Origin of the sequence: Fodinibius sp. (assembly GCF_041642155.1) — a bacterium.
Lineage (GTDB): Bacteria > Bacteroidota > Rhodothermia > Balneolales > Balneolaceae > Fodinibius.
The window spans coordinates 1-2964 of record NZ_JBEPWZ010000339.1 but is presented as its reverse complement, the minus strand read 5'-3'; the positions used below and the strand labels follow the sequence as shown (position 1 = coordinate 2964).

The 2964-nt window shown below is 48.6% G+C and carries 1 protein-coding gene; it reads left to right on the top strand.

Translation table 11 applies throughout. The features are described 5' to 3' along the window. Positions 1 to 2088 (top strand): Tex family protein (locus tag ACESLU_RS13620; RefSeq protein WP_372639176.1); only part of this gene is annotated, 2088 nt, incomplete at its 5' end. Positions 2089 to 2964 lie beyond the last annotated feature (876 nt).

The window sequence follows — 2964 nt, the reverse complement described above, 5'->3', positions numbered from 1 at the left end:
GACGACGGCGCCACCGTCCCGTTCCTGGCTCGTTATCGCCAGGAGGCGACCGGGGGACTCGATGAAGAGCAGATCCGCAAGGTACGGGATCAGCTGGAGTTCCACCGCACGCTGGAGGACCGTAAAACGACGATTCTCAAAACCATCGATGAACAGGATAAGCTGACCGATGAGCTCAGGGAGCAGATTACCTCCTGCACCGACCTCAATACGCTGGAGGATCTCTACCTCCCGTATAAGCCGAAGCGCCGCACGAAAGGGGACATGGCCAAAGAAAAAGGATTGGAACCCCTGGCTGAGCTCATCTGGGAGCAGGAGATCGAGCAAGGCGATCCCATGGAACATGCCGCAAAATTTGTGGACAAGGAACAGGAAGTGGCTTCCACCGAAGAGGCGATGGAGGGCGCCCTCCATATTGTCGCCGAGTGGGTTAATGAATCGGTGGACGTCCGGGACAAACTGCGGGAGATCTTTCGGGAACACGCCGTGGTAAAAACGGAAAAGAATCCCGCTGTGAAAAAACGCACGAATTTTGAGGATTACTACGAGTTCTCAGCCAAGGTCAAATACCTGAAACCCTATCAAATTCTGGCAATCAATCGCGGCGAGCGTGAAAATGTGCTTTTCGTAAACGTGGATCTGTGGGATGAAGTCACCCTGGAGAATATTGACGACATCGTCATAACCAATGACATGAGTATTTTTGTCCCCCTCCTGCAGGATGCCGTGGAGGATGCCTACAAACGGCTGCTCTTCCCGTCGCTGGAGCGAGAGCTGCGCAGCGACCTCACGGAGCGGGCCGACGCGCACGCGATTGAAACGTTTGCCACGAACCTTTCCAGTCTACTGATGCAGCCGCCGCTGGACCATAAGGTCGTGATGGGCATCGATCCCGCATACCGGTCCGGCTGCAAGGTTGCGGTCGTGGACGAAACCGGGAAGTACCTGGAGGGTACCACCACTTACCCGACTCCTCCTCAAAACAAGGTGACCGAAGCCGAGGAGGTCTTCGACAGACTCATCGACCAATACGGCGTCAATCTCATTGCCATTGGCAACGGGACCGCCAGCCGCGAGACCGAGCAGATTGTTGCCAACTTTATTCAGAAGCGAAAAAAGAAACATCCCCGGGAGGAACTGAATTATCTGATTGTAAATGAAGCCGGGGCTTCGGTGTACTCGGCCTCCAAAGTAGCCGCCGAGGAGTTCCCGGATCTGGAAGCGGCCCAGCGCGGCAACATTTCCATTGCACGGAGAGTACAGGACCCGCTGGCCGAACTGGTGAAGATCGATCCCAAATCGATCGGGGTTGGATTGTACCAGCATGACGTCAACCAAAACCAGCTGGCGCAGTCCGTCGACGATGTAGTGGAAAGCTGCGTAAACAAGGTAGGCGTAAATTTGAATACGGCCAGCGCGCCGCTGCTCTCGCACATCTCCGGGCTGACCCGGCGCGTGGCTAAAAACATTGTAAAGCAACGCGAAACTGAAGGCATCTTTTTCAGCCGCGAGCAGATCAAAGAAATCAACGGCGTGGGTAATTTTCGCTTCCAGCAGTCCGCCGGATTCATGCGGATCCCAGAGTCGGAAAACCCGCTGGACAATACCGCCATTCACCCGGAAAGTTATGCCGCGGCAGAAAAGCTCTGCAACCTCTTTGACATCGATCTCGAAAACATGAACCAGCAGCAGGATACGGTTGCTGAAAAACTTTCCGGCATCGATAAAGAGCAGGTCGCGAAGCAGCTGGATGTGGGCATTCCGACGCTGGATCTGATCATTGAAAACCTGCAGAAACCGGGACGCGATCCGCGGGAGTCTTTGCCCAAGCCGGTACTCCGGGATGACCTCATGAAGATGGAAGATCTCAGTACCGGACAGGTCGTAGAAGGGACCGTTCGTAACGTGGTTGACTTCGGAGCCTTTATCGATATCGGGGTCAAACATGACGGCCTGTTGCACATCTCAAACATGGCCGACCGAAAGGTTGAAGATCCTCACGATATCGTCTCGGTTGGAGATATTGTCAAAGTCGAAATTGTTTCTCTCGACCTTGAACGCGGTCGCATAGGTCTCTCGATCAATTAACTTTTTCGGAATAAATATCACGCTGACTTCACCACTTCTTTTCTCCTTCCAGGTCGTTGACTAAATCCGGTTAACGACCTTTTTTTACTCCTGTCTCCCAACAATTACCGCTCGAGCCATTCTAAAAATCACTGTTTACTTAACATATATTTTATATATTATTCTTAATTCATTGCCTTACAGTAGGTTAATAACTTATATTATGCCATGAATAATTGTCGGGACAGTCATTATATTTAAAAACCTAAATTATTTAGGCAGAAATCACGCCACATGATTATCGCATCCCCCACTTAACTATATTCTCGTAACCTATTGATATTCTTATAGTTATACCATCACACCAACTAAACATATTATGCCATCCCGTTTTACTGATAAATTTAGCCTTATTTTTTTAGGTCCCGCACAGAAAGTGTATTTGGTCAATATAAAAATACACATGATATAATTAATATAAATCATTGATACAAAACTAGTTACAAAATTTTTAATCTATGAAAAATACTTCTTGACGCATTTATTTTTAATGCTTTTTAATGAGTTACGGGAACCAAACCACTCGTATTTTATATTATATCCATAACATAATGGGAACCAAATAGTTAACCTATTTCAGCATCGTCATACGCTCTTCTCTGTGTCAAATTGCCAGTCCCCACTCCACTGTCGGATTTCCACCCTATTTTCGTCCCCCTCTCCTGTTTTTGATAACAATAAACGGCTGTTATCTTCTTACGATCTTTCTTCTTTACTTTTTTCTCCGGGACACCCTACCGGTTTTACCCACTCACCTGTTCTTTCCAAAAACCGATGCACCTGTCTTCCGACCAAAAAATCTCTCACATTGCCACACGGTTTTCGATAATTTCCACC